This window comes from Francisella sp. SYW-2, assembly GCF_008711475.1.
GTDB lineage: Bacteria > Pseudomonadota > Gammaproteobacteria > Francisellales > Francisellaceae > Francisella > Francisella salimarina.
On sequence record NZ_VXKO01000025.1, the window covers coordinates 13345 to 35338 of the forward strand.

Consider the following 21994-nt stretch of genomic DNA (forward strand, 5'->3'; position numbering starts at 1 on the left):
ATAAAATGAGCCAACTATCTCTTAATAAAAAGAAAATTCCAATTCTTCTATTAGAAGGTATTCACTTAAATGCTCTTGAGACATTCAAAGCAGCTGGATATGAAAATATTGAACTACTAAACACAGCTCTTGAGGGCGAAGAACTTATCAATAAACTCAAGGATTTTAAAATTGTTGGTTTGCGCTCTCGTACGCAATTAACAAAAGAAGTACTAGAAAAATCCCAACATCTAACAGCTATCGGTTGCTTCTGTATTGGTACTAACCAAGTTGATCTAAAAACAGCTCAAAATCTAGGAATACCTGTATTCAACGCGCCATTTTCAAATACTCGTAGTGTCGCTGAGCTTGTATTAGCTGAAGCTATCTTATTGATTCGCAATGTAATTGATAAAAATGCTAAAACTCATCGTGGTGAATGGCACAAATCAGCTGACAATGCTAATGAAGTGAGAGGTAAAACTCTTGGAATTATTGGCTATGGTCATATTGGTATGCAGCTTGGTATATTAGCTGAAAGTGTAGGCTTAAATGTCATCTTTTATGATGTTGAAGAAAAGCTTCCTTTAGGTAATGCCAATGCTGTAGAAAGTTTAGAGACTCTACTTAAAAACTCTGATGTTGTTTCACTACATGTACCTCAGTTATCTACAACTGCAAATATGATTTCTACCAAAGAATTGAGCTTTATGAAAGAAAACTCTGTATTGATAAATGCATCCAGAGGAAATGTGATCGATATCGCAGCTTTAGTTGAGGTTTTAGAAAGTGGTAAGCTCAAAGGTGCCGCTATAGATGTTTTTCCTAAAGAACCTTCTTCAAAGGGTGAAATATTTGAAAGTCCACTAAGAGGTTTTGATAATATTTTCTTAACTCCACATATTGGTGGTAGTACTATTGAAGCACAAGAAAACATTGCTAATGAAGTTAGTGCCAAGCTTATTAAATATTCTGATAATGGTTCGACCCTAAATGCTGTAAACTTCCCAGAATTATCATTACCTAGTCATACTGAAACACATAGAATATTACATATACACCAAAATATACCTGGTACTATGAATGAGCTAAACAAGATACTGGCAGCAAAAAATATTAATGTTGAAGGTCAGTATCTTAGAACTCTAGAAGATATTGGCTACGTTGTAATGGATATTAAATCAACATCTGATGAAGCAAGAGACCTTGTTGATGAATTCAAAAAAATAAAAACAACAATAAAAGCTCGTTTTCTTGTATAAATGTCTCTAGATAAAACTCAAATTATCTCTCAAATTTTAAAACACTCCCCTTCACACATAGTTATCGGTTATAGTGGCGGTGTAGATTCTAGTGTTTTATTAGATATAGCAAAAGATTTAGATATTCCTATCATAGCAGCTTATGTTAATCATAATATCCATCCTGATGCACTAAAATGGCAATTGCATTGCCAAGCAAAATGTAATAATACAAATATAAGGTTCATAGCTCACTCTCTAGATCAACCCCCCAGAGGAGAAAGTTTTGAAGCTTGGGCAAGTAAGCAAAGGATAGATTTCTTCATTGAGATCATGAGTCAGTATTCTAATCCGATTCTTCTACTAGGTCATCATCTAGACGATCAAGCTGAAACATTCTTAATCCAAGCAATAAGAGGGTCAGGATTAGCTGGCTTGGCTAGTATGCCGTACTATAAAGAATTAAATCATGGGAGCGTACTTCGCCCTCTTTTAGATTATACAAAGAAAGATATTCAAGACTATGCAAACCAAAACAAGATTAGTCACATCTATGATGATAGTAATGAGGATATAAAATATCGTCGAAATCTTATTCGTAATCAGATAATGCCAATATTAGAGCAAATTAATCCAAATATTAGCAGAACTCTTTCTCGTAGTGCTAAGATCTGCGCAGAAAGTAATAACATATTACAAAAGCTACTTAATGAAAAATTACAGAAGATTTCTAAAGATAATGGTCTATTTATCTCTGAATTACTTACCTTAGATAATGATATACAAAAAAGTTTGATTCATCATTGGTTTAAAGAAACAACAAATCAAAGTCTAAAAAGTAAACAAATTGAAGAAATACATAAAGCTCTTAGCAATATTCACACTGGTTGGCAATTTGATATCAATAAACAATATCAAATATCTATAGAATATAATCAACTAATAATTAAAAGTAATAACCAATTAAATTTAATCTTAAATAATAAAGACATAATTGAATGGCTCAAAGAGAAATTAAATAACAGCTTTAATGCTGAGGAAATTATAGTCAGAAAAAGACAAGCTTCTGATAAATGTAGATATCAAGGCAGAAACAAAGCAAATAAGTTAAAAGTACTATTCCAAGAGCTGAAAATACCAGCATCAGAACGCTCTAAAGCAAGAGTTATATTACTAAATGATAAAATAATCGCAGTTTATCCTTTTTTTATCTGTAACTAAAGTTATTATCTTAGTTTTTTTATAAGAAATGCTACTATAAACCATAGTAAAATAGTCATGCCTAAGATAATCATAATATGAGTAAACAATCCTTCAAATAAATGAGCTTGCTTAACTAAATCGATATCCTCACTCGCTCCTTTAAATGCTGCTAAGTCAGCAACTTTTGCCCCTATAAATCCCGCAACACTTCCTGTAAAAAGCATATATGATGCTGCTAAAAAACCTGTATATTTTTTATCTTCAACGGAGGTAATCTCAGAAAGAGCAATAGGATCTATAAATAATTCAGATATTCCTAAGAATGCCAAAGCAATAATTACCAATAGCGCTGATGTCGTACCATCCAAACTAGCATTTTTGGCAGCTATAAAGAATAAAATAAAACAGATTAGTTGAAATATAAAGCCAAATGAAAATTTCATCATCCGACCAAAATCATCATCTAAAGACTTTACTCTCTTCCAAATCCAAGCAAGAATCAAACCTCCAAATAATATTGACAGAGAATTCATAGAAGTGAATGTACTAGCCGGTATATCAATCCCAAACAAGTAAGTATCGACATTTCTATGTATAAATATTTCGACAGAAGTATACAACTGCTCATCAAAAACCCAGAAAACTATACCAAATATATAAAAAGGTAATAAAGTAACTAATGATTTACGCGTAGAGAAATCTGTCTTAATAAAAATAATTATAAAAAATAATGTTGTTATACAAGCAACCACGGCTAAAAGATAACCATCAAAAAGATACTCTAAAGCAAAATACGCAAGCACAACCATAATAACTATACTTAAAAGAAGTATAAAGCTATTAAAATATCTAGGTAAGGGTTTCTCAGGAAGAATATCTGGAATATATTTAGAACCAAGCATAAATACTATTAACCCAAATATCATACCAATACCAGCGACTCCAAAACCATAGTGCCAACCATAGTAATGGGCTATCAAGCCACATATCATAGGAGCGAATATACCTCCAAAATTGCCTCCTAAATATAGTAATGTAAATGCTGAATCTTTTTTAGGATCATGGGAACTATACTGCTGCCCCAGTAGGCATGAAACATTACTCTTAAAAAAACCATAACCACAAACTATAAAAGCCATTCCTAGATATAATTTAGCATCTCCTCCAAAACCTAAAATAATATGTCCAATAGACATAAGTGCTGCTCCATAAATAACAGCTTTCTTATACCCTAATACTCTGTCTGCGACAACTCCTCCAACAATCGGCGAAAGATATACCAGAGTCACATATGCCCCAGCAATTGCATAAGAGGTTGTATCACCAAACTTAAGGTGATCAACTAAATATAATATTAACAAAGCTCTCATCCCATAAAAGCTAAAATACTCCCACATATAAATTGCTATGATATACCACAAAGCTTTAGGGTGTTTATTTGAATGGTGGACTGTTTCTTCCATTAACTAACAAGTTTGATTTATATCTAAATAGATTATAAATAAACAAGTTAGTCAGTGAAAGTTTAATTTCAGCTATTAAAAATTATATATTGGCATCAAAATATGAATGGTATTAGTTTATTAAAACTATGCTAATATCAGCATAGCTAATATAAACAAAGGATAGTTATCAATGAAATCTTTACTCAAAAAAACTTTTATCTATATTTCTTTATTATTTATGTTATTTTCGCAATCTATAGCATGCACAGCTGTAACTCTAGTAAATAAAAAAGGTGATGTAGTATCGGGAAGAACCATGGAGTGGGCTCTTGATTGGAACTGGCAGCTTCTCTACATTCCTAAAAACACTTCTCACTATTTAACAGCTCCTAGTAGCACTAACCTGCCGAAACAGGAATACAAATCGAAATATCCAGTATTAGCCACAGGCTTATCAGAAAATGGACAAACTCTTGTAATTGATGGACAAAATAGCCAAGGGCTAAGCCTAAGCGCAAACTATTTACCTGGATTCACAAAATATCAGACTGTAAATAAGAGTGATTCCAAATATGCATCAATAATTGAGTCTACCACCCTTATATTAAGTCAATTTGCCAATGTTAATGAAGTAAAGCAAGCCTTAAAAGAATATAAAGTATGGTCTGATAAAAATATAGAAATTGATGGAATATCTCCAGAAGTTCATTTTTTAATAACAGATAAAAATGGTGCTGGCTTAGTTGTTGAGTACATAGATGGTAAAGTTAAATTCTACAATGTAAACTCAAACGTTAAAGTAATGACAAATTCACCAACATATGACTGGCAATTACTAAACTTAAAGAATTACTTATCACTAGATAATAAAACCCCAACAAATCTTAAAATCAGTGATGTTATAAATACTGAAAAACATGAAAGAACAGTTCAAGATATCAGTGGCTTTCTAGGTGGCGGATTACTTGGAATTCCTGGAGATTATTCTCCTCCATCAAGATTTGTTAGAACAGCTGCAATTGCTTATTATACAAATAACAAAAGTCCTAAAAATGATGATGATCTTGTATCAAAAGTAACTCATATATTACATAATGTTGATATTCCGAAAGGTGTTGTAGCCGATGAAATACAGAATAAGAAAATGTTTGATCATACAGCATACGTAGTAATCAAAGATTTAAATAATAATAAACTATACATAACAACATATAACAAACCTAATAATCCTGTTATTGTGGACTTAAATACTCTAGATAAAGATAATACAAAAAGTTTTGATGTTATCTTAGAAAAACTACCATTCCCAAATAATGATATTACAAATAAATTAGTTGCTATGAATAAAAACTAAACAGTATATCTAATCACTTTCTTTTCAAAAGTTGGTTATAAACCTGCTGAATTCCTTCAGCCTCATTTTGGATTTTATATTTTGATGACACCAAATCATAGCCATTTTGAGCTATTTCATATCTTAATTCATCATTAGACATTAAGGTATCTAACTTTTCAGCAATCTGTTGACTTGATTTTGGTTCTATTAAATAGGCGTTCTGAGCATCAGAAATAATCTCAGGCCAAGCACCAGCTTTAGTAGCAATCACAGCACATTTAGATGCCATAGCTTCAAGAGCTGGCAAGCCAAAGCCTTCTTTATGACTAGCACAAACTACGATATCTAATGCTCTATACCAACTTGGAATCTCTTTGCTATTCTTGATAAACCCTGTAAATATTATCCGTTCTGGCAAACCTGCTTGCTGAACCATTTGCTCTAGTTGTTTTTTGAACTCTAAATCTTTAGGTGTTGCTTCACCAATAACTACAGCTGTCCAATCAGGATATTTTATTAGCATAGCTACTACTGCTTCAATAAACTCATAAGTTCCTTTAGACTTTCTGATTCTGCCAAATATTCCTATACCGTATTTACCTGGTAATTTTCTATTTTGCCACTCTTGAGCCTTATTGTCAGCAGGATAAAAAACTTCCGTATTAACTCCATGCGGCACTATATATGGCGGTCTCTCAAGATATTTCGCAGATATTTCAGATGGACATATAACTGCTTCCATTCTGTTTATATAAAATTTTGTCAGTTTTTTATGATGCCTTTGTGCTACAGAAGTAAAAACTAGTATTATCTTATATCTAAAAACATATTTTAAGATAATGCCCACAAGCATATCGATATTTCTACGTGCATGCCAAATACGCCATTTATCACGCCAACACTTAAATAAAAAATCTCTAAATCTAATTGTCTTAATACCATTAGAATCAATATTAAAGCCCATGCCTACAATATTTATTAGCTTAGCTTGCTCTGGCATCACAGCCAGCATACTAGCATTAATCCCAGAAAATCTACGACCTAATGACAAGGCAACGACTTCAATATCTTTTATATCTTTAGTTTCCACTTATTTAATTATAATAATAGGTTATATCAGACATACTAAAGCAATATCTGATTATTTACAAGAGTCTCAAAATCCAAGAAATAGTGATTACTAATATTTATTAATCTCTAATAATTGTAATCTAAGAATTACTAGCTTAAAGTGTTATAATGTTTTCATATATTAGTTATTTGTTTGAAGTAATAGATGTCCTTTTTAAAAAAAATTTGTAATATTTTTTCTTACAAAAAACCCATCATAAAAGACAATACATTCTTGCTATGGGAGCCTTGCACACATAGCCATGCTGAAATAGTTCCTGGATTTGCGAAATATTTACTTGATTTGGGTTACCATGTTTCAATCCTAATCAATCCTAAAAGATACAATGAAGGGTTATTCTGTAGATTTGATAATGAAAATATCTCGTACAATAAAATGTCTAAAAGACAAATTCGCAAGTTTTTCAAAAAAAATAGTTTGGCTAATGTACAAGGGGTACTAATCACAACAATTGGTAAACTATATGATGGTAAAGACCTAAATCAAGCATATAACTCGTTTAATAAACAAATAGATAGAAATAAACTTTTCTTTGTTGAACATGAAATTGATAGCTACTTTGATAATAACTCTGAAACACGTAAGGATATTATCACACTTAGAACAATGGACTACAAAAATGCGACTACTATAGCTGTTAACCCCCACTATTTTGGACAATTCAAGCTAAATAACAAAAACTCTCTAACAACTTTTGTTACTGTTGGTGCAATTTCAGAAAAAAGAAAAAGCACTAAACTGCTTATGAATGCTGTAGAAGAACTAGTAAATACGAGTGTTACTAACTTTAAAATTGTCGTTATTGGTAAAGGAAATATCAAAGATTTACCTACACACCTGCAAAAGTATTTTGATATTAAAGGACGTCTTGATTTCAAAGAAATGTATACTGAAATTGAAAAAGCTGACTTTATCCTATCAGCATACGAAGATAATCCTGACCATATCAAATATATTACTTGTAAGACTAGTGGTACATTTCAACTTGTCTATGGTTTTCTAAAGCCAATTATTATCAGAGAAAGTTTTGCTCCAATAAATGGTTTTAATAATGATAATGCCATACTCTACAAACAAGATGATAATTATGCAGAAGCTATGACTAAAGCAATAGAGTTATCTCAGCACGATTATTTGCAAATGCGCGAAAACCTCAAAGAATACTCAGATCAACTATATTGCCAATCGCTGAAAAATTTACAATGCGAAATTAAAAATAGACATTAATTCTTGAATTGCTTTTCGTTCTTAATTACTTTTCTAATAAGAAATAAACTACGAGTTGGTTGTAATAGGATATATTTGATACCTGTCAATCTAGCCTTATTAAGCTTACCTTCAAGATAGAGTGAATCGATAATATAGCGCCCTTTTCTCTTATTAAAGAATTTTGACTTAATTCTATCAATTTTTCCAGAAGCAAAACATTTACCAGTAAACCAGCATAACGAATAATTACCAGCAAAATTTTTCTTTAGATTTACATGAAGGTCTTTTTTATATGAACGATTATACTCAGGCTTTATAAACATCGCGTTTTGATGTGTATATATCGCGTCTTTTATATATGGAAAAAGCTCAAATCTAAAGTTATTTATATTATTAGCACCTGAGTGTAATGGAGTCTTTTCTTGTTGATTAACTGTTAGATTAATTGCTTTGCCCAACAAACCTGGACCTGTGATGCTTAAAGGATCATTACCATAAAAACCATTCTTTGAATTCTCTACTATCATATCTATAGCTTTTTTTAGGAATGGATGCTTTGGCTTTGAGCACATAAACGCCTGATAAATATAGCCATCAAACTCATAGTCTGATTTATATTTATCTTTAACTGAAGCAAACTCAATATCATTGGATAAAACATCATCAAGACCAACTAATAACTCTTGCTTAATATCACTATATACTCCACCATGAATATACAACACACAATATCGCCATAAATCACATTTATAAGCCCCAGGTATTATATTATCATATGCATCAAGCACATCTTTCTCAAAGTTCTCTTTAAGAAACTCGCGACACGCTTCATCATCAAAGAAATGAAATTCCCAATCAGGGTTTTTATCAACCCATGTATAAACTGCATTATACATCTCTTGACTCACTTCACTTGTTCTCCAAGTTTTAAAAATCTTTTTGGTAATATACTGATATTCTATAGAATTTGATGATTTAGCTCTTGAGGGAATAAAAGCCGGAATTTTTTTAATCGAAGTTGACATAAATAAAAGTCCAAATAGGTTTAATGTTTATACGCTAAGTTATTCCATTATAAAATTTAACAAATACTATGAAAATATACTAACTCAAAATACGTTTTTTGCAAATATAGCAATAAGATTTAAACTATTAAGAAGTTATAATATTAGAATCTTTATTGTCTTCACACTTTCTTTGAGCTAAGAATATTGCCGTTAAATTAGCAAATAAAATAACCATTATCTGTGTAGTAAAGAAATAATCAAATAAACAACCAATAAACATTGCTAATATTAAAACTCTAAAATAGACTCGATTTCGATAGTCCAACCATCTTGCTTCAACAAAAAATGCCACAAAACATAATAAAAGGGAAACTCCAGCGACTATACCTGCCCTAAAAATATAATTGATAAATTCATCATGAGCCATAATACCATCATTGACTACACGAGGATCATCTCTTAATCGTTTATTTTCATTTATCAAAATTTTAGTACATTGAATAACATCAGTAGTACTTGTAAGATAAGGACACCCTAGTATATAAAGTTTAGGATATTGTCTTAAAACTTTAAATGAAGAGCTATAGTATAACAATCTAAGCCCTGTTGAAGTCTCATATTGTTTCCTAGCATCTATATTGTTATAGTCTTGATTAAAGAATACTTGCGACTCTTCAACAGAGGTTTGTAATCTATAATGGAAAATACCAGAGAACTTATAAACAATTCCAAAGATAATACTAATCACAATGATGCAGGTAGTTACAATAGTGACCAAACGTTTTATACTTAACTTATTATGTTTAAAGCTAAAGTATTTTAAGGCTATGAATGAGTAATAAATAAATACTACAAATTCAATAACATAGCCTGCCTTACTACGATTTACAAAAAGATCAATAAAAATTACTAATAATCCAGCAGCAAACATCAATATTTTTAACAGTAAACTTGGCATTCTAATAGCTTTACCAATAATTACCACAGCAGAAAAAGGAAATGTCAACGCCACTATTGACTGGATAACACTACCTCCATGTATCCCAAAGTATATCTGACTAACTACAAAATTTGCATGTAGTACATATCTGAATAACGCATACAAAGAAAATATAACTACAATAGCCAGATAAAAATTCAAAAGATAATTAGCATACTTAGTATTTTTAGATAGAAAGTAACTAGCTGAACATATGTATAGAAATATAAATATAGGATTTGAAAAACCCAATATTGACTTAATATCTAAATTGCCACTAGCAAAAGATGCATAAATCATACCAATATTTATCATTATCGCAGATAACAGTAAAAACTGAAGTGACTTATTGTTTTTGAGGACTTTAAAAACCTCTTTATTGAAAAGAGAGAAAAAAATAATTAATATAAACCCCACCGAGATAAAAAATCTAGCAAAAAAGAAAATACTTACAAACATTACCAACATAAGCATAAATACTATCTTGGTGTATATTTCAGATCTCAAAACTTTTCTCCCAACATAAAATATATAATTTTACTGCGATACTACAAATTATAGTATAACAGCTCTTACTTTTAATAATAAAACGATTCTGTTAATTAAACTAAAGTTTTTAGTAGTTTAAATATTTCCTTAAATGACTTATTTGGCTTATTTTTCTCAATCTCTTTATGATGATTTCTAATTAACTGACGTAACTTCTGTACATCTATGTTAGCATATTCTTCTATAAGCTTATCTAAAGTAGCGTTAGATTTGCTAGGATCCAAGAGATTACTACGAATATTCTCTAAACGTTGAAGCATAAGGTTTGTACTTTTATCTTTATTCACTAGAACATCATAAGCTTGATAAATTTCTTCTAGATTGTCTGTTTTTCTTAGTAGCTTACCTATGAACTGTATTTGTCTTTTTAAAGCTATTTTTTGTAAATTTTTAGCATTAAGAATATTATTTTTTAGATTTTCATCTATTGGTAACTTACTTAACTGTTCTTTACTTAGTTCAGTGAGAGATTTACCAAAGTCAGTTATTTCTAAAGCATCTTTTTTTATAGTTGTTTTACTTTTTACAGATTTATAATGAGAATTTTCTTCTTCTCGCTCTAAACGTTCTATTTCATCTAAGTCAATTACTTTGCTCATGGCTATTATTTTAATTTGCTAATATATATATATATAATATAAGCTATAATTTTAAACGTTTAATTTATTTTATCCACCTAAAAGATATCAGGAGACTACCAAATATGTTTAGCTTTGAAAAAAATAGCTTAAAAAACACTGATAAAGAAATATTTGATGCTATAGAGCTTGAAGTTAAAAGACAACATGAGCATGTTGAACTTATTGCATCAGAAAACTATGCTAGCCCTGCCGTAATGGAGGCTCAGGGTTCTCAACTTACAAATAAGTATGCCGAAGGATATCATGGTAAAAGATATTATGGCGGCTGTGAATTCGTTGATATAGCTGAGAAACTAGCTATTGAAAGAGCTCAAAAGCTATTTGGCGTTGACTATGCAAATGTTCAGCCTCATTCTGGTTCACAAGCAAATGCCGCGGTATATAATGCTGTACTAAAACCAGGCGATACTGTCCTTGGTATGGATCTTGGTGCTGGTGGACATTTGACTCATGGTAGTAAAGTGAATTTTTCAGGTAAGATTTATAATTCTATCCAATATGGCCTAAATGAAAGTGGTGATATAGACTACAAACAGGTAGCTAAACTTGCTGAAGAGCATCAACCAAAAATGATAATCGCTGGATTTTCAGCTTTTTCAGGAATCATTAATTGGGAAAAATTTAGAGAAATTGCAGACTCAGTAAATGCTGTACTTATGGCTGATATTGCTCACGTTGCAGGTCTTGTAGCAGCAGGATTATATCCGAACCCTTTCCCTTATGTCGATGTTGCAACCACAACTACTCATAAAACTCTAAGAGGACCGAGAGGTGGATTAATACTTTGTAACAATAATCCTGACCTAGCTAAAAAATTCCAATCTGCTATTTTTCCAGGTATTCAGGGTGGACCTTTGATGCACGTAATCGCAGCTAAAGCAGTTGCATTTAAAGAAGCATTAGAACCTAGCTTTATTGACTACCAAAAGCAGGTATTGAGAAATGCAAAGGCTATCGAAAAAGTTCTAAAAGAACGTAATATTAATATTATTTCAGGCGGTACGAATAATCACCTATTATTACTAGATATAACAAATACAGGATTCTCAGGCAAAGAAGCTGAGGCTGCTTTAGGCAGAGCGAATATCACAGTGAATAAAAACTCTATACCGAATGACCCTCGCTCTCCATTTGTGACAAGTGGTTTAAGAATAGGAAGCCCCGCTATTACAACTAGAGGATTCAAAGAAACTGAGTGTGAACAAATCGCAAATTGGCTAGCAGATGTAGTATACAACTGCGGAGATAAGAACGTTGAAACTGAAACAGCTGCAAAAGTTTTAGAACTTTGTGACAAATATCCAGTTTATAAGTAAAAAATCTCTTTTCGTATAATAATTTTTAATTTAATATCTTTTAATTTAAATCACTCAACATCTTTTTTAAGAAACGATCTAAGCTTTACTTTAGTAGTCATTAAGTATCGCAAACCTCAGTAATTGAGGGATTGAGGGACACTATCTAGACAAATCAAATAAAGGATAAGCTGTTTACACAATTTCTAACATAATAGATATATTTTAAATCCTGCTAGTATCAGCACCTCCAACTGAAACAAATAGTTGCTAATAAGACAAATTATTAATACTAACAGCTAAAACTAGGTTTACATAACTATAGAAATAATTATGCTAAGAAATAAAAGTCATTCTTAAACCTTTTTATATTAGAGCAATTGTTTATTTACGACACATACCACCTTCTTGCCAATATTCACTACCTACACAGTGATGACAGTAAAATAAACCATTCGGATCATATTTGTTTTTGATTTTAAGAAGCTTATTATAATTATCACCCCAAAAAACTTGTTGCCAGTTTTTTTGGAAATAATCTGCCTCATTTGCATAGGTTCCCGCATTAGGAGCTAATGTTATTATCATTCCCATAGCCTTATAAATATTTTCTACTTTTTGTTGTATTTGTGGAGTCATTTTTGGTTTGCCAAGCTGAGGTTTATCTGTACTATAACTCATGATAGCCAAAGCTCCAGCATTATAAACACCTTGATGCATAGATGTCTGCTCAGTTAACTTTAGAGCTTGTTCAGAAGCTCCTGCTAAACCTTTGTTGATTTGAATAGACACAGGTGCAAGCTGAGAAACCTTGTAAAAAGTTTCTACCGTTTTATCAATATTTTTAGGATCAAACAACTTCTCAGGTAAATACCAAGACTGATAAGTATACCAATATGCAGAAACTTCTCCTGTATTAGAAGCCCACCAAAACTCTCCATCACGTGCATCTTGACCAGTATTTTTAATAACCATATCAGGATAATTTTTATGCCAATAATCATAGTTCCAAATCTGTGTTGGTGGAATATCTATATATTTAGCCTGATAATGAAGACCAGGTTGATTTTGTACCCACTTTTTAAATGGCTGCCAAATTTCTAAAGCCTCTTTTTGACTTAAATCTTGTGTAACCATGGCTATTGTCATTTTATTATTTGGACGAAAAGCAAACTGTTCACCCCAGTTCTCATTATTCAAGTTAGAATAATAAAATGAAAGAAACTCTTTTATCAAAGCCTTATATGCTTCATCTGAGCTCGCTGTTATTTCACCACTAATCAAACCAAAGTGACTAGGAAGCTGATGTGTTCTTAGTGTTAAATTTGTAACAACTCCATAGGTTCCACCACCGCCACCTTTAATTGCCCAAAACAAATCTTGATTTTGACACTCATTAGCCATCACTGTCTTACCATCTGCAGTAACAACCTCAGCCTGTACTATTCCTCCTGCACCTGTACCATATTTTTTAGACCAGCTACCAAAACCACCACCTTGAGGAAAACCACCAGCTGCCCCAACAGTTGTACAACCTCCTCCTTGGACATATTCATGATGTTTGTTAGTAACAACATCATAAGCCTCAAGCCATCTTGTTCCAGCTCCAACTGTAACAGCTGAATACTCTTTATCCTTTGGACAACTCTGAGGGTGAAAATGCTTATCATATTTAATATCACGCATATTGTGAGTCCATATTAACAAGGCATCTGGAGAACTAGAACGCCCTAAATAGTCGTGTCCAGCCCCTTTGATAACAATACGTAGATTATGTTTTCTAGCAAAGTTAATAGCATTCACAACATCTTGAGTATCCTCTGCTTCAACAGCATAGCTACTTGGCTGAATATGCCATGCTCCATACCACCCTTGAGATTCATTTCTACTAGAATCTGACTGCATATAAAAAGGATTTTTCATATTTTGTAAAATTGATTTACAGCTATCATTTTCTGAATCTTTTTCACATGTGGAAAAAAAAGAAGTTGGCTTTATGAGTTTACCTTTAAGTGATTTTGCCAGATCATCCCATTGTTTAGAATCAGGCCAGCATACCTCTGAAGGTAAGCAGCGACAACTAGACTTTGAAGTCTCATTTGAGAGATTTGAAGATGTTTGACTATGAGCAAAACCAAATATTGAGGTTAAAATACAGCTTGTAATAATTTTTTTGTACATTTTACCAAGAAATTACTCTGTGATAATAAATATACTAAAGGATTAATATTTTAAAGAAAAGTTATCATGCGTTTTCAAAAATAAATTTTCCACATTTTTTTTACAACCAACCAAACCATCTATCAAACCAAGTGGGATTTTCTGTACCATCTGGACGTAGGTTATTTACAAATTTATTTTTAGGATAATTTTTCTTAAGCACTCGTATATTTGCTTTAGCCTGATCATACAATCCAAGCTTATTATAAGCCTTAATTGTTAATACCAAAGCATCTTGAGTAGCTGTACTCTGAGGATAGTTTCTTATAATTTGAGAAGCTCTATCCAAAGCCGCGTTATATGCACCTCTTTTATAGTAGAAAATAGCAATATCATAATAATGCTCCGCGATTATGTTATTTATATACAACATTCTGCGCTTTGCATCAGGGACAAAACTACCTTTAGGATCAAGCTTTATCGCTTTTTCAAAGTTAACATAAGCATCTTGATAGCCGGTTGGATCATGATAGTTCATATCATAAGGAGCATAAGTTTGTAAGATACCCCTACCATCTTCAAACCCAACAACACCAATCATATAGTATACATAGCCCTTATATGAACTATACGGATACATCTTAATAAACTGTTGTCCTAATGCTAAAGCCATAGTTGATTCATCATCCATATAGTAAACATAAATCAAATCAACCATACCTTTCTCAGCTAGTGGAGTAAACGGATACTGTGCGACTAATGACTTGTATGATCGAATAGCATCAAAGTACTTTTCATTTTGCATTTGCTCATGAGCTTTTGCATAAATGAAACTCGCCGTAAAACCTGTATAAACTTGCGGAAGCTCACTATCTTTTTTGGGTCCACAAGATACTAACATCATTACCATAGATATAATGGTTATTAAATATAAAAACCTTTTCATTTAATTTAACTATCCTTAGAATTTTCTTATATAATTCTACGTAAAAATCAATTTATTTAATAAAAAATACTTATATTAAGCATATAACATGGCAAATAATACACTATCTAACGAATTTCATCAAAAATTTATGATGCATCCAGATTATGCAGGCAAGAGAATCGATTCGGCAGTAAACGAGATGTTTGATCAATTTTCCCGTTCACAAATACAAAAATGGATTAAAGATGGCCTAATTACGGTTAATGGAAAAGCTACAAAGCCTAAATATATCATATTAGGAGATGAAGAAATTGATATCAATGTCGAGCTCTTACCAACAAATGAGTGGATAGCTGAGGATATTGATTTAAGTATCGTATTTGAGGATGATGACATTGTGGTAATTGATAAACCTATCGATATGGTTGTACATCCTGGTGCTGGCAATATAACTGGCACCATCTCAAATGCTTTACTCCATAAATATTCTAATCAAGACAAATTACCAAGAGCAGGTATCGTTCACCGTCTAGATAAAGACACTTCAGGCTTAATGGTTGCCGCTAAAAGTAGTATTGCTTATCATAGCCTAGTTCAGCAGCTATCAGAAAGACAAGTGTCTAGAAAATATCTTGCAATAGTAGAGGGTGAAATCTATGAAGAAGGAACAATTAACCAACCCATAGGAAGAGATCCAAATAATCGCACAAAAATGGCTGTCAATTATAGAGGTAAAGAAGCTATTACTCACTATAAGCCTGTAGAGGCATATGATGGTTTCACTCTAATTGAGTGCCAACTAGAGACTGGAAGAACTCATCAAATAAGAGTTCACATGAAAAGTATCAAGCATCCTTTAGTTGGTGATCAAACATATAACAAATCATCAACAAAGCTAGAAAAAATTGGAATAGAAAATATACATAGACAAGCTCTACATGCATATAAACTTTCTTTTATCCACCCTATATCTCAAAAGATGGTACGATTTAAAAGCAAACTTCCTGAAGATATGCTAAATTTGAAACTAGAACTACAACAAACAATCGAAGTCTACGATGACTATGAGGAAGATTATTACGATTATGAGTAATATAGATAACAAACTAATTCTAAAATATTGCCTTTATTTACTACTCATAATCATATCAGCTGCAATACTATCATCTATAAATAGCTCCAAGCATGAAAAAATGAACTATTTTTTAGAATCTAGAGCTCCTTTTATAGTCAAAAAACCTAATTTTTCTGAAATAAAAGACTTCAAAGAAAGAAAAAAAGCTTTTATATCATATATGCTCTCTGCTATTGAAAAAGCTAATAATGAAATATGCTTACAAAGACAGCAAATACATAAACTACAAAAAGATTTGGTTGAAAGCAATACTCTTAGTAACAGACAGCTTAATAAACTAGATCTCTATTTAAGATATTATAAAATTGATCCCGCGCATAATACTACTGATGAATTAAGTTATCTTGATATTAAAGCAGAAAGAATTCCAACGAGTTTTGTGCTAGCTCAAGCAGCTCTTGAAAGTGGCTGGGGAACGTCTAGGTTCTCCAGAGATTATAATAATTACTTTGGATTACACTGTTTTTATGAGGGCTGTGGTGCCAAAGCTAAATCAGCGAATGTTTATCTTGAAACATTCAATAGTGCCGCAGAAAGCGTTCTTGGGTATTATTATAGACTTAATACCGGCTCTAAATTTAAAGACTTTAGAATAATTAGAGATAAAATCAATAATAATGAACTTCCCGAACAAGACTTATTGAATACTCTAGAAAACTACTCTGCTCTCGGTGGTGATGAATATAAAAACAGACTTATTTCAGTTATTGAGCATAACGATTTGACTCAATATGACTCTATTAAATACTGCAAATAGCCTGCTTCTAGTTGGTATTAGTGATAATTTTTAGTATATTTGATTAATAAAGATAATACTATACAGAAAATAAATGGAAATAATAATCAAGCAAAATACTATTTATTTTGAAGGTATATTAACTCTAAAACAAATTGACTCTAAGCTCATTGATAAAAAAATAAGTCGTAATAAAGACGATATAAAACAAGTTGATTTAACTAAAGTTACATCATTAGACACTGCTGGTGCTTATATAATTATCAAAACAGCAAAGGATCTAAGCTTATCAAAAGAGAATATTATTTTCGCTAATGAGAAAGATAAAAACCTTGTAGATATTGTATTTAAAAACTTCCCAACTACTGCTGAGGAACAATTATCGAATAAATCAAACGTTGTTTTCAATAGTATCTATACTCTTGGTAAAAACACAAATAACTTATTATCAGAAGTTAAAACAAGCATAAGCTTCCTCGGAGCTATCTTTTTAGGTTACATAACGTTAATTCGTAGACCTTATAAAGCTTTTTTTTCAATTGTTCTAAATATTTGCTACGACTCTACAATCAGAGCATTAAGTATAGTAATACTATTATCACTAATTATAGGCTTGGTATTAACCTATCTTCCTCTTAATTTACTAATGCAGTATGGAACTCAAATATTTGTAGTTGATATGCTTGGAATCTCCTCATTTAGAGAATTTGCCCCACTATTCACAGCTATAATAATTGCTGGTAGAAGTGGCTCAGCATTTACCTCAGAAATAGGCATAATGAAAGTTAATGAAGAAATCGATGCTCTACAGACAATAGGTGAAGACCCTATGCAACGTCTTGTTTTACCAAGAATAACAGCACTAGTTATCAGTTTACCTGTACTCACGGTTATAGCTATGATTGCTAATATCGCTGGCGGTATTATTATTGCCGACCTAATCGCAGGAATCACACCACTACAGTTTATAGAAAGACTATTTTCCAATGTAAATGTAAATCACTTCTATATAGGTCTTCTAAAGACACCTTTTTTTGCATTAGTAATTGCTGGAATAGGTTGTCATCAAGGATTATCTGTTAAAAGGGACTCCCAAAGTGTTGGTAAAGCAACTACTACAAGTGTTGTTTACTCAATATTTTTGATAATACTGGTTGATGCTATCTTCGCAGTAGGTCTAAATGGATCTTAGGAGAAAAAGATGAATGAAAGCCTAATTCAAGTAAGAGATTTGAGTACAAAATTTGGTAAGGAATGGATTCATAAAGATCTAAACTTAGATATCCACTTCGAAAAAATTAGCTGTATTATTGGTGCTAGCGGTTGTGGTAAGACGACCTTAATGCGAGAAATTTTAATGTTGCAACCAATATACTCTGGCAAGATTTTTTTGTTAGGCCAAGAGATCTCAAAACTAGCAGACAACCCGATTAAGCGTAAAGCAATATCCAGCACAATGAGTATGATGTTTCAACATTGTGCCCTCTTTTCATCTTTAACAAACTTACAAAATGTAATATTTCCACTTAAACAACATACAAACCTCCCATTAGATATTTTAACTGATATAGCTATTATCAAATTAAAGATGGTAGGATTAAAAGAAGAAGCATTCCATAAATATCCGTCAGAAATAAGTGGTGGTATGCTCAAAAGAGTCGCTCTAGCTAGAACTATAGTACTAGATCCCAAGGTTGTATTTTTGGATGAGCCGAATGCGGGTCTAGATCCATATTCTGCTAGGGCTATGGATGATCTTATTTTATATCTAAAAGAAGAGCTTAAAATGTCTGTAGTTATGATTACTCACGATTTAAACACTATTTGGCATATTGTTGATGATATTATATACATGGATGAAAAAAAGATTATGCTTCATGATACTGTTGAGTTTGTATCACAACAAACTCAATATGAAAGTATCAGGAAGTTTTTTGACTCACATAATGATGGTAAGTATTAGGAGCTTATAATGAATGAAAATAGTATAAAAAACCTAATTGCAGGACTATTTGTGATTTTTATGGTATTCGTAATGGTGTTTATAGGTTTTTTTCTATCGGGAGGTTTTAAAAACCAGGATACCACCACATTTGTCACAAACTTCAAAAGTATTTCTGGACTGAACATAGGTTCTGATGTCTCATACAAGGGATTTAATATTGGTAAAGTATCTGATATTTCAATAAATAAAGAAAACCCTAAACTTGTTAGTGTTTACATGAAAATAAATAGTCAAATTCCTATATACAAACAGACTGTAGCAACTCTACAAAGTGTAGGTATCACAGGCCAATCTAAGGTTGAGCTTTCACTAGACATTTCAGAGAAAAACACTAGCTTGGATTTAATTGACTTAAAAAAAGGTCAAATACCAGAAATAAAATCAAAGCCATCACAGCTTGAAACTATTTTAGGTAAAGTCAATGGCATTGCTGGATCTCTAGAAGAGATCTCTAGTAAGTTTAATAAGATGATGTCTAAGGAAAATATTCAAAGATTCAACGAATTTACAGATAGTTTGAACATTCTTCTATACAACCTAAGTAATTCATCAATATATTTCAATAGAACTCTTATGAACTTTAATGAAACAATGATCGAAGGACAAGAAACTCTAACTAGGCTTAATAATGTAGTTAGTGTTTTGGAATATGATCCTTCGACAATTGTTAGAGGTGTAACCCATAAGGATGAGGATTAGAATAATGAAAAAATATATAATATTATTTACTATACTTTTACCCTTTCAATTATTTGCTTTTTCCATATTTGGTGACCCTTTAGAGTTACCTGCACAAAAACAATATGTAATTTATAATCAGGAGATGGAGTCAAAAAAGCTTCCTGATACCGGTGATGCTTATATAAATACAACTTTACTTATTTATAACATCCAAACCCAAGCATCTAAATCAACACAGATGTTCTATATCAAGGGTAATCGTTTATACACCTTTAAAAATAGTGAGTGGGCTTTACCTGTATCAAAAATGCTTACAGTTGCTACATTTGAATATATTTTAGATAATAATATTGTCAAGAATCTTGCTTTCCAAGATATAAATATCAGACAAGAGTTTACACTATCCGGAACCACCACTTATGGTCCTATACTAGATTTAGACAATAAACAATTCTTCTTCTATATTACTTTCTATTTAAAAAATGAAAAAACGGGCTATACAGATATAAAAACTATAAAGTATCATCATAAAATTGATACTGATAACATAACCCCTAATAGTTATGCTGAAATGACAAATAAGGCTTTAGTTCATATATTCTCTCAATTAAAACCTTGGTTATTAGAAAACCTTGAAAAAGAAAAACATAAAAACAAGCAAATTGAGAAACGACAAAAAACTATGCCTAATAATATCCAAGCTTTATTGACAACTAAGCGATAAAGCTAGCTACTAATCCTATTATACCACCAAAAATTCCGCCCCAAACAACTAACCAACCTAAATGATCACGAATTATTCGTTGAATTATTTCTTTTACCATTAACGGCGTTAACTCATCTAGTCTATTATCAATAAGTTTTTCTATTTTCTCAGATGCTTTTTGAGAAATTTTATTAGTATCAATATCTATCTCATCTAAAAGGTTAATAATCTTAGCATCTAGCTTATTTATAAATGGCTCACGCAAGCCTTCTAGGGCATCTTTACCACCCAAGAACATATCAATCATTGAACCATATTTACTACTCATTAGCATATCAACGAAACTATCAAAAATCTTGTTATAATCAATTTTTGCGGCTATATTATCTGCAATATACTTTTTTATATCATTATTACTAAGAAATTTACTCAAATTATCTTGAGAGAAAAATTGCTCCATAATCATCTTTTTTATGGCTTTTTTAAAGCTTTCAAACTTATTGGGAATTATTCCTGAGCCGTATAGAAACGGTATTTTTTCAAAAAGCATGTATATTGCTATCCAATTAGTTAAGGCTCCTGACAAAGCATAAAAGCCTATATTCTTAATATGCTGCTCAGCAAAGTACCACCCTGCTACTGCCAATATCACAGCAACAATATTAGTAACAAAACTTTTATTAAAAATACCCATAAATATACCCTACTCTTTAAATGATTTAGAATTTATAATAAGAACAGTATTCTATCAAATTTTAACTTTATGAGAACTATTCGAGGCTTTTTTGCAGAAATTTCAACAAAAACAATGCATATCTCAATCACTGGTGAATATTACAACTATTTTAAAAATGTACTAAGACTCAAAAAATCAGATTCTGTAGAGTTATTTAATAATAGTGATGGCTTGCAATACAAAACAAAAATCATTGATATAACTAATAAAAATATAGCATTACAAGTATTAGAAAAAAAAGAAATCCATAATGAAAATGACTACATTACCAATATCTATCAAGCTATTATCAAAAATGAAAACTTTGATCTTATTGTACAAAAAGCTACTGAGCTCGGTATAGATAATATCTATCCGATTATCACAGAGTTTACTAACCACAAATTTGATAAGAAAGGTTTTGATAAAAAGTTAGATCGTTGGAACAAAATAGCTATAGCTGCAACAGAACAATGCGGTAGAGTCTTTGTACCCAAAATACACCACCCTACTGAACTTAAGACTATACAACTACCAGATAATTATATTAATTTAACTCTTTGCCCATATTCAGATACCCCCAAAAACTTTGAGTGCATTATCAAAGACAATGATAAATTTAATATTTTCATAGGTCCTGAAGGCGGTTTTAGTAGTAAAGAAATGGATTTTTTTAAGATTAAGAATTTCAATACTATAAATTTAGGTAAAAGAATACTCAAAGCAGAGACTGCCCCAATAAATATTCTTTCAATAATCAACTTCATCAAATAGTATAATGCCTGACCTCTGTACACGATAATTTTTTCATATTTTAAGTTCCTTAGTAGTTTTATTGAATATTTTGAGACACAAGGAGAAATCATTGCTATAAAATCCAATTTTTTGAATAGCATTTACAATCATGTCTAG

General features: G+C 31.4%; 20 protein-coding genes. 12 read left to right on the forward strand and 8 right to left on the reverse strand.

What is annotated here, in order from left to right; translation table 11 throughout:
- The first annotated feature begins 5 nt into the window (after nucleotides 1–5).
- Together serA and tilS are read left to right on the forward strand one after the other, a co-directional pair.
- A complete protein-coding gene (gene serA, locus F3D57_RS07975; RefSeq protein WP_150465853.1) occupies nucleotides 6–1241 on the forward strand; it encodes a phosphoglycerate dehydrogenase in 1236 nt (411 codons plus the stop codon).
- A complete protein-coding gene (gene tilS, locus F3D57_RS07980) occupies nucleotides 1242–2441 on the forward strand; it encodes a tRNA lysidine(34) synthetase TilS (RefSeq protein ID WP_150465854.1) in 1200 nt (399 codons plus the stop codon).
- A 5-nt stretch (nucleotides 2442–2446) separates the two neighbouring features.
- Here tilS and F3D57_RS07985 read toward each other — a convergent pair whose 3' ends face one another.
- A complete protein-coding gene (locus F3D57_RS07985) occupies nucleotides 2447–3886 on the reverse strand; it encodes a peptide MFS transporter (protein WP_150465855.1) in 1440 nt (479 codons plus the stop codon).
- 172 nt (nucleotides 3887–4058) lie between these two features.
- On the opposite strand from F3D57_RS07985, the gene F3D57_RS07990 reads away from it, so the two are divergent.
- Nucleotides 4059–5222: a linear amide C-N hydrolase gene (locus F3D57_RS07990; RefSeq protein ID WP_150465856.1), complete on the forward strand. Its 1164-nt coding sequence runs from the start codon at nucleotides 4059–4061 to the stop codon at nucleotides 5220–5222.
- Nucleotides 5223–5235: 13 nt separating this feature from the next.
- Here the strand turns inward: F3D57_RS07990 and F3D57_RS07995 are convergent, their stop codons facing one another.
- On the reverse strand, nucleotides 5236–6294 hold the full coding sequence (locus tag F3D57_RS07995) for a glycosyltransferase family 4 protein (protein ID WP_146421936.1): 1059 nt from the start codon (nucleotides 6292–6294) through the stop codon (nucleotides 5236–5238).
- Between the two features lie 186 nt (nucleotides 6295–6480).
- Here F3D57_RS07995 and F3D57_RS08000 point away from each other — a divergent pair, with 186 nt between their 5' ends.
- The gene (locus tag F3D57_RS08000; protein WP_150465857.1) at nucleotides 6481–7563 is read left to right on the forward strand and encodes a hypothetical protein; all 1083 of its coding nucleotides are present in this window, start codon (nucleotides 6481–6483) and stop codon (nucleotides 7561–7563) included.
- Here F3D57_RS08000 and F3D57_RS08005 read toward each other — a convergent pair.
- The 3 genes from F3D57_RS08005 to yjgA all read right to left on the reverse strand — a co-directional run bounded on the left by F3D57_RS08005 (nucleotide 7560) and on the right by yjgA (nucleotide 10679).
- Nucleotides 7560–8570 (reverse strand): glycosyltransferase family 32 protein, encoded by a 1011-nt coding sequence (locus F3D57_RS08005; protein ID WP_150465858.1) that lies wholly within the window; start codon nucleotides 8568–8570, stop codon nucleotides 7560–7562. The genes F3D57_RS08000 and F3D57_RS08005 overlap by 4 nt on opposite strands.
- A 127-nt stretch (nucleotides 8571–8697) precedes the next feature.
- Nucleotides 8698–10038 carry a hypothetical protein gene (locus tag F3D57_RS08010; protein ID WP_191092376.1) on the reverse strand — a complete coding sequence of 447 codons (1341 nt, stop codon included), beginning with the start codon at nucleotides 10036–10038 and terminating at the stop codon, nucleotides 8698–8700.
- 95 nt (nucleotides 10039–10133) lie between these two features.
- A complete protein-coding gene (yjgA, locus tag F3D57_RS08015; RefSeq protein WP_150465859.1) occupies nucleotides 10134–10679 on the reverse strand; it encodes a ribosome biogenesis factor YjgA in 546 nt (181 codons plus the stop codon).
- Between the two features lie 104 nt (nucleotides 10680–10783).
- On the opposite strand from yjgA, the gene glyA reads away from it, so the two are divergent.
- A complete protein-coding gene (gene glyA, locus F3D57_RS08020) occupies nucleotides 10784–12037 on the forward strand; it encodes a serine hydroxymethyltransferase (RefSeq protein ID WP_150465860.1) in 1254 nt (417 codons plus the stop codon).
- Between the two features lie 363 nt (nucleotides 12038–12400).
- Here glyA and F3D57_RS08025 read toward each other — a convergent pair whose 3' ends face one another.
- Complete coding sequence (locus F3D57_RS08025) at nucleotides 12401–14197, reverse strand: FAD-dependent oxidoreductase (RefSeq protein ID WP_150465861.1); 1797 nt, start codon at nucleotides 14195–14197, stop codon at nucleotides 12401–12403.
- A 100-nt stretch (nucleotides 14198–14297) separates the two neighbouring features.
- Nucleotides 14298–15122 (reverse strand): outer membrane protein assembly factor BamD, encoded by an 825-nt coding sequence (locus F3D57_RS08030; RefSeq protein WP_013922825.1) that lies wholly within the window; start codon nucleotides 15120–15122, stop codon nucleotides 14298–14300.
- An 88-nt stretch (nucleotides 15123–15210) separates the two neighbouring features.
- On the opposite strand from F3D57_RS08030, the gene rluD reads away from it, so the two are divergent.
- The 6 genes from rluD to F3D57_RS08060 all read left to right on the forward strand — a co-directional run bounded on the left by rluD (nucleotide 15211) and on the right by F3D57_RS08060 (nucleotide 20385).
- Nucleotides 15211–16197: a 23S rRNA pseudouridine(1911/1915/1917) synthase RluD gene (rluD, locus tag F3D57_RS08035; protein ID WP_150465862.1), complete on the forward strand. Its 987-nt coding sequence runs from the start codon at nucleotides 15211–15213 to the stop codon at nucleotides 16195–16197.
- The gene (locus tag F3D57_RS08040) at nucleotides 16169–16996 is read left to right on the forward strand and encodes a glucosaminidase domain-containing protein (protein ID WP_411961504.1); all 828 of its coding nucleotides are present in this window, start codon (nucleotides 16169–16171) and stop codon (nucleotides 16994–16996) included. Before rluD ends, F3D57_RS08040 begins: the two co-directional genes overlap by 29 nt.
- Nucleotides 16997–17069: 73 nt before the next feature.
- Complete coding sequence (locus tag F3D57_RS08045; RefSeq protein WP_013922822.1) at nucleotides 17070–18167, forward strand: MlaE family ABC transporter permease; 1098 nt, start codon at nucleotides 17070–17072, stop codon at nucleotides 18165–18167.
- A 9-nt stretch (nucleotides 18168–18176) separates the two neighbouring features.
- The gene (locus F3D57_RS08050) at nucleotides 18177–18938 is read left to right on the forward strand and encodes an ABC transporter ATP-binding protein (RefSeq protein WP_146421928.1); all 762 of its coding nucleotides are present in this window, start codon (nucleotides 18177–18179) and stop codon (nucleotides 18936–18938) included.
- A 9-nt stretch (nucleotides 18939–18947) separates the two neighbouring features.
- Entirely contained in the window at nucleotides 18948–19679 is a 732-nt protein-coding gene (locus F3D57_RS08055) for an MlaD family protein (protein ID WP_150465864.1), read from the forward strand.
- Nucleotides 19680–19683: 4 nt separating this feature from the next.
- Complete coding sequence (locus F3D57_RS08060) at nucleotides 19684–20385, forward strand: hypothetical protein (protein ID WP_150465865.1); 702 nt, start codon at nucleotides 19684–19686, stop codon at nucleotides 20383–20385.
- Here the strand turns inward: F3D57_RS08060 and F3D57_RS08065 are convergent.
- Nucleotides 20375–21061, reverse strand: coding sequence for a DUF445 family protein (locus tag F3D57_RS08065; protein ID WP_150465866.1), 687 nt, complete (start codon nucleotides 21059–21061; stop codon nucleotides 20375–20377). The genes F3D57_RS08060 and F3D57_RS08065 overlap by 11 nt on opposite strands.
- A gap of 69 nt (nucleotides 21062–21130) precedes the next feature.
- Here F3D57_RS08065 and F3D57_RS08070 point away from each other — a divergent pair, with 69 nt between their 5' ends.
- Nucleotides 21131–21856 (forward strand): 16S rRNA (uracil(1498)-N(3))-methyltransferase, encoded by a 726-nt coding sequence (locus tag F3D57_RS08070; RefSeq protein ID WP_150465867.1) that lies wholly within the window; start codon nucleotides 21131–21133, stop codon nucleotides 21854–21856.
- Nucleotides 21857–21994 lie beyond the last annotated feature (138 nt).